Source organism: Bellilinea sp. (genome assembly GCF_034432615.1).
In the GTDB taxonomy this organism is placed as follows: Bacteria; Chloroflexota; Anaerolineae; order Anaerolineales; family Anaerolineaceae; genus Bellilinea.
Window position 1 is genome coordinate 1 of record NZ_DAOUBL010000320.1, and the last position, 6,636, is coordinate 6,636.

The 6,636-nt window shown below is 53.1% G+C and carries 8 protein-coding genes; 7 read left to right on the top strand and 1 reads right to left on the bottom strand.

Going from position 1 to position 6,636, the window contains the following annotated elements; translation table 11 throughout:
• The 3 genes from VAE48_RS14430 to VAE48_RS14440 form a co-directional block, all read left to right on the top strand.
• Window positions 1–1,324: fibronectin type III domain-containing protein (locus VAE48_RS14430; RefSeq protein WP_322794029.1), on the top strand; the 1,324-nt coding region annotated here is incomplete at its 5' end.
• A gap of 28 nt (window positions 1,325–1,352) precedes the next feature.
• Complete coding sequence (locus VAE48_RS14435; RefSeq protein WP_322794030.1) at window positions 1,353–2,300, top strand: aldo/keto reductase; 948 nt, start codon at window positions 1,353–1,355, stop codon at window positions 2,298–2,300.
• A 30-nt stretch (window positions 2,301–2,330) separates the two neighbouring features.
• Window positions 2,331–2,900, top strand: coding sequence for a hypothetical protein (locus VAE48_RS14440; RefSeq protein WP_322794031.1), 570 nt, complete (start codon window positions 2,331–2,333; stop codon window positions 2,898–2,900).
• 4 nt (window positions 2,901–2,904) lie between these two features.
• Here the strand turns inward: VAE48_RS14440 and VAE48_RS14445 are convergent, their stop codons facing one another.
• On the bottom strand, window positions 2,905–3,714 hold the full coding sequence (locus VAE48_RS14445; RefSeq protein ID WP_322794032.1) for a ScpA family protein: 810 nt from the start codon (window positions 3,712–3,714) through the stop codon (window positions 2,905–2,907).
• Between the two features lie 68 nt (window positions 3,715–3,782).
• On the opposite strand from VAE48_RS14445, the gene moaC reads away from it, so the two are divergent.
• The 4 genes from moaC to rnc form a co-directional block, all read left to right on the top strand.
• Entirely contained in the window at window positions 3,783–4,265 is a 483-nt protein-coding gene (moaC, locus tag VAE48_RS14450; protein WP_322794033.1) for a cyclic pyranopterin monophosphate synthase MoaC, read from the top strand.
• Window positions 4,258–4,980, top strand: a complete 723-nt coding sequence (gene moaD, locus VAE48_RS14455) for a molybdopterin converting factor subunit 1 (RefSeq protein WP_322794034.1) — start codon at window positions 4,258–4,260, stop codon at window positions 4,978–4,980. Before moaC ends, moaD begins: the two co-directional genes overlap by 8 nt.
• Window positions 4,981–4,982: 2 nt before the next feature.
• On the top strand, window positions 4,983–6,095 hold the full coding sequence (locus tag VAE48_RS14460) for a threonine synthase (RefSeq protein ID WP_322794035.1): 1,113 nt from the start codon (window positions 4,983–4,985) through the stop codon (window positions 6,093–6,095).
• A gap of 88 nt (window positions 6,096–6,183) precedes the next feature.
• Window positions 6,184–6,636: ribonuclease III (gene rnc, locus VAE48_RS14465; protein WP_322794036.1), on the top strand; the 453-nt coding region annotated here is incomplete at its 3' end.

Below are 6,636 nucleotides of genomic sequence, written 5' to 3' on the forward strand. Positions count from 1 at the left end.
CGGTTTGCCCCCAAAACTGGGCTGGGGTAGCAATGCCTGGAGTGAGAACCCCCCGGACGACTGGCAGAAAAACACCGGCCTGCCGTGGAATTATGTCTATCAATATATTACCTGGGGCTGGGAAGGGTGGGGCGGTAACTTTGTGCAGCGCTTTGTCCGTCATTCCTGGCAGAACGGTTTTATCCCGGTGGTTACGGTTTATATGATATTGGGGGCAACCGGAGGTTACGAGAGCGCGGCTACCTATGCCGAGCAGCTCAAGAAACCAGAGGTGGTCAGCGCTTATCTGCAAAGTCTGGAACGGGCAGTTCAGGAAGCAAGTGGCGATAAGCCGGTTGTGTTTGTCATCGAACCGGATTTTTACGGATTCATGCAGCAACTCAGCAATTCGGATGGCCGCCCGCTGGGCGTACGAGCAGATGACCCCGATTCGTACTTTGTTGCATTGAATAAGCCCGGTTATGCCAATACACTTTCCGGTTTTGGACAATACTTGATTGACCTCATTCATACCACCGCTCCCAATGCGCAGGCTGCTCCGATGGCTTCGATGTGGGGAGTCAACCGCGATCCCCTCCTGGCTTCACCAACCGACTTGGTGAATTATGTGCAACGTACTGCCGGTTTTATGCGCAAGATGGGCGCAGACCGCGCTGATTTGCTCACTGTAGAATGGTCGGATCGCGATGCCGGGCGGGGCATCCGTCCATGGTGGGACGATCAGGACCGCGAATTACCCCGCCCTAACCGCGCCATTTTATGGGCGCATCTGCTCGGACGAGAATTGAATAAAAGGCTGCTCCTGTGGCAGGTGCCGGTCGGCAACATGGATTTGGACAACACCTGCAACCACTATCAGGATAACCGGGTAGCTTATCTTTTTCGTCACCCGCAGGATGTATGGGAGGCTGGTTTGATTGGAGTTTTGTTTGGTGGGGGAGACGGCTGTTCAACTCAAGTATGGACAGACGGCGGGTTTGTTGAAAATCAGGCTCGTTACTACTATGATCCCCCCTCAGCTCCGCTGAATTTGCAGGTAGTATCGGTAAGCGGTGCACTGGCGCGCCTGCGCTGGCGGGAAAATCCGGAAAGCGATGTTGTGGGCTACCGGCTGTATTATCAAAGCGAGGGGGGCGGGCCGATTGGCTGGGTGGATGCGAGTATCCGCAACCAGGCTGATCTAATCCTGCCGCAGCAGGGGATTTGGCGAATATGGCTGAAGGCTTACGATCTCCATCAGGGCGAAAGTCCTGCATCCAACATGGTGATCGTGGAAACCACTCAAGATGCGCTAAAACTTTACCTGCCGGCAATTCAAAGATAGAATTGAAAAAATCAATTGGAAGCAAACGATGAGTGAAGATTCAACCCAATCAACCACAACGCATGTTTTTGAAAATGTTGAAATTGGCATTGGCACCTGGGCATGGGGAGACCGTATCTTCTGGGGCTATGGCAGCGGATACGATGATCAGGATTTGAAGGAAGTCTTTGATTTTTGCTGCCAGAGAGGTTTCACCTTTTTTGATACGGCTGAGGTGTACGGGCAGGGGCGATCGGAGCGGCTGCTGGGGAAGTTCATGCAGGAAACGGATTATTCTGTGCGTATAGCCACAAAGTTTATGCCGTTTCCATGGCGGCTGAGTAAAAATTCCCTGCGTCGCGCCTTGCAAGCCAGTTTAAAACGGCTGGAACGTAGCAAGGTGGAATTGTATCAAATTCACTGGCCTTTCCCGCCGGTACGCATAGAAACCTGGATGGAAGCCCTGGCCGAATCAGTACAGGATGGTCTGGTGGATGCAGTGGGGGTTTCCAATTATGACCGTACCCAAATGCAGCGTGCCTTTGAAAGTCTGGCAAGAATGGGGATACCGCTGGCTTCGAATCAGGTGGAGTATCACCTGTTGAACCGCAAGGTGGAAAAAGATGGCTTGCTGCACCAATGTCAGGAGTTGGGGGTGCGTTTGATTGCTTACAGCCCGCTGGCTCAGGGGGTATTGACCGGTAAATATTCGCCGCAAAATCCCATGCGCGGTTTCCGGGAGCGACGTTACAACCGCCGCCTTCTGGAGCGGATTCAACCCCTCATCCAAAAAATGAAACAAATTGGACAGGAACACGGCGGGAAAACAACCTCTCAGGTTGCCATCAACTGGGTGATTTGTAAAGGTGCGCTCCCAATCCCGGGAATCAAGAATGTACGTCAGGCGGAGGACAATTTAGGCGCTGTCGGCTGGCAGTTGACTGAAGAAGAAGTCGCCTTGCTGGATGAATGGAGCGACCGGGTTATGGCAGGCTGATTGTGCGGTTAATCGGTTATAATTGCGCGCATGTCAGAAGAAAAACGAGCCAAATTCATCCCTTTTCATGCGATCAATGAATTCATGCTGCCGGAATACCGCCTGAAGCTGCTTCAGGAAGTTTTTGGCAATTTTGATCAATTATCCGAGCAGCGAAAATCATCCATCAACCGAATGGTGAAGAAACTTGTCAAAGTAGCTGGCTTTCGCAACAGCACCCTTGCGCCAGTTGCGCTCAAAAGCCGCGCGGCTGTGTCTGCATTTGAGCGGTCACCGGAAATGGTGGCGCAGATTTGTCAGGCATGGTTTGAACTGCACACCGATTTAGCCACCAGAGTGGCGGAGTTTTTGAAATCACGGGGCTGGGAAGTGCTGCCGGTGGAAGCTGACCGCGCCGTACTGCCCGGTTTTTTAACCCGCTGGCCGGAAAAGGATAATTTTGTAACCCTGGATGATGCTTTTGCTCAGGCTTATCCGGATGATACCACCCATGAGTATGACCTGAACATGATGATGGTTTGGGTAAGCGGACGGCTGCCGGTAGAGTTGGTCACCGAAGAAGACGGTCAGCAACCGGCAGGCGGGGAAGAAGAGGGCTAACCAATCAGGTCAGCTCTTCTTCGTCATCTTCATCCCAGTTGATATTTTCCATCTCCGGACTGAAATCGGCGATGGGCTGGACTTCGATGTCGGAAAACAGGCCGGTCTGCTGAGCCGCAACCAGCCGCCGTTTGACCAGTTCCAGCAGGGCCAGAAAGGTGACGACAACCTCAACACGGCTGATGTTGGGCTGTAATAGGGAGCGGAAGGTTGTCATCCCACTTGTACGCAACCGATGGATGATGGATTGGATTTTTTCACGGATGGTGATGCGCGGCATACTCACCACCCGATCTAATGCAGTAAGACTCGGCTGGTTGAAGAATATACTTTTGGCAGCGGAAACCAGATCCTGCAGGGTCAGACCGCTTAAATCAAGGCGGGCCTGCGGGAGTGGGTGAGGGGGAGGGGCAAGGCGCAGATAAGTGCGCAGGTGGTTTTCTTCGCGCTGTTGTAAGTAACCGGCCAGTTCTTTGAAGCGTTTGTAAATAATCAACTGACGCGCAAGCGCTTCGCCGGGGTCTTCTTCGACTGCGGCGGCTTCAACGATTTGCGGGCGGGGCAGTAATGCAGCAGACTTGATTTGTACCAGCCGTGCCGCAATGACCAGAAAAGCCGACACCTCAGCCGCGTTTTGTTGCTGTAAATGGCGCAGGTACTCCAGATACTGGTCGGTTACCTGAGCCAGCGCCAGCCGGGTAATATCCAGTTCGGCGCGTTCGATCAATTCCAGTAGTAAATCTAGCGGGCCGCTGTAAACTTCGGTATTGACCTGACAATGCTCAGTCTGGTGAGCAGCAATTTGATAACTCATGTCGGAGATTATATCATTGGGGAGGGTGTAACAAGGTTGCAGTAAGAGATTGGCGTTATAATTTGGCTATGGCAGACAACAAACTCTCTCACATTGATGAAGAAGGCCGCGCTCACATGGTGGATGTCAGCCCGAAACCGGAAACCGAAAGGCTGGCGGTGGCAAAAGGTGAGGTTCACCTCAAAGCGGAAACTATTGCTCTGATTCGAGCCGGAGTGATGAAAAAAGGCGATGTCCTCGCTGTGGCACAAATTGCCGGCATCCAGGCTGCCAAGCGCACCGCCGAATTAATTCCGTTGTGTCATCCAATCCCCATTCATCAGGTACAGGTGGATTTGCAAATTCGGGATGACTTGCCGGGTGTGGAAATCACCGCACACCTAAAAAGCAGTGGTAAAACCGGCGTAGAGATGGAAGCTCTGACCGCGGTTTCGGTTGCGGCTTTGACGGTCTATGACATGGTCAAAGCGGTTGAAAAAACTGCGCGGATTCAAAATATCCGGCTGGTTGAAAAACGCGGCGGTGTAAGCGGAGATGTGGTCAATGAATGAAGATACGGCTAAAGCTCACGGGGTAAAAATTTTATTTTTCGCCCATTTGAAAGACCTGAGTGGTGTTGATCGTGCAGTCCTGGATGTGGATCTGCCGTTGCGTGTGGTTGAATTGAAACGAACGATTGTGGCGCGCTTTCCCATGCTGGCCGATCGGATGACGAACGTTCTGGTGGCGGTCAATCAACAGTACGCCGGTGACGAGGATCTGGTTCGAGCGGGGGATGAGGTGGCTTTCTTTCCGCCGGTCAGTGGCGGCAGCCTTCCGACCATCTTTCGGATAACCAAAGAAGAATTGGACTTGAACGAACTGCTGGAAAAGATTACCCTTCCCACCACCGGCGCAGCCTGCATCTTCACCGGCATGGTGCGCGGAGAAACGCGGCGCGGCGAGGCGCATCAGACGATTGCGCTGGAATATGAGGCGTATGTGCCCATGGCGGAAGCCAAAATGGCACAGGTTGCTGCAGAGATTCGTCAGCGCTGGCCGGCGGTAGAGGGAATCGCGATTGTTCAGCGCATTGGACATCTCAAGGCAGGCACCCCCACAGTGATGATTGCCTGCACGGCTGCCCACCGTGATACCGGGGTATTTGAAGCGGCCCGCTATGGGATTGACCGTCTGAAGGAAATCGTACCGGTCTGGAAAAAAGAGATTATGCCGAACGGTGAGGAATGGATTGAAGGCAGTTATTATCCCAAAAAGGGGGAATAAACATGACAACCATTCGGTGTGTGGAATGTGGCTTTCCGTATCCGGACGAGGGAGTTCCTTTTCGCTGCCCGTCCTGCGGAGGGGTATTTGACTATGATGATGCCCCGAATTTTTCGCTGGATTCCCTCCAAAATCATCTGCCGGGGTACTGGCGGTATCGAGCCTGTTTTGATCTGTTAGAAGGCGCGCCGGTGGTAACGTTGGGAGAAGGGAATACCCCATTGTTGTGGGACGTGGTAGAGGATCAACCCATCGCGCTCAAAATGGAAAGCATGAATCCCAGTGGTTCCTACAAAGACCGTGGCAGTGCAGTACTGGTCAGTCAACTGTTGGGGCGGGGAGTCAACGAAGCCGTCGAGGATTCTTCCGGTAATGCTGGGGCGTCTTTTGCGGCTTACGCAGCCCGGGCCGGAATCAACTGCCGCATTTATGTTCCTGAAAGCGCCTCCGGACCGAAGCGCAGGCAGATTGAGATGTACGGCGCTGAGCTGGTTGCCGTACCCGGCCCCCGTTCTGAGGCTGCCCGTGCAGTTCTGAGGGAAGCAGAAAAGGGAGTGCCATACGCCAGTCATGCCTACCTGCCTTTCGGCTTGATGGGGATAGCTACCATCGCATATGAAATTTGGGAACAACTGGGTAAAAAAGCGCCCGGCAGCCTGATTGCGCCAGTTGGACATGGTGGTTTGCTGCTGGGGATTGTGAGAGGGTTTTCCGCTTTGAAAAATGCAGGTTACATTGGACGAGTGCCTTATTATGTCGGTGTGCAGGCAGCCGTCTGCGATCCGGTGGTGCGAGCCTTTCATAATGGTTTGAACGCATTGAATACGGCGGGAGAGGGGGATACTCTTGCCGAAGGTGTGCGCGTGCGCCAGCCGGTGAGGGGCAAGGCATTAGTTGAGGAAATTCAACGAAGCGGGGGCGATTTTGTGGCTGTTGACGAGCGAGAGATTCTGGAATCGTACGGCGAGTTGGGCAGGCGTGGTTATTATGTTGAACCGACTTCAGCGTTGGTGTGGGCGGCGTTGAAAAAACAATTTCACCAATTGCCCCAGCCAGTAGTTGCCGTAATCAGCGGAATTGGGTTAAAATATTATCCTTCAAACGAAATTCATTGAACTAAAGGAACGCGAGCTACTTGAGCAGGTAGAGACAAGGCGAGTAAGGCTGGGTGGCTTGCGCCCCTTGAGTTCGCCGGAGGAACTTATGGAAAATGGTGATCTGCATTTTGTGCAGGAATCGCCTGAACAGCTGGCAGCCCGTTTGGGGCTGGAATTCAATGATCCGTTGCTGCTGCATCGCTCCTTGACCCATCGCTCTTATCTGAATGAACACCCTGAAGCGCTGGAAGATAACGAGCGGTTGGAGTTTTTGGGGGATGCTGTTTTGGATTTTGTGGTCGGCGCGTGGCTGTATCATCACTATCCTGAAATGCCGGAAGGCGACCTGACTCGTATGCGTTCAGCGCTGGTGCACACCGAACAGCTGGCGGACTTTGCCCGTCAGATCAACCTGGGCAACGCCATGCGTCTGGGGCGGGGTGAGTCTCAGGCTGGCGGGCGCGAACGTTCTGCTTTGTTATGCGATACCTTTGAAGCCTTTATTGGCGCAATCTATCTGGATGGCGGAATTGAAAAAGTAGAAAAATTTTTGTTTCCG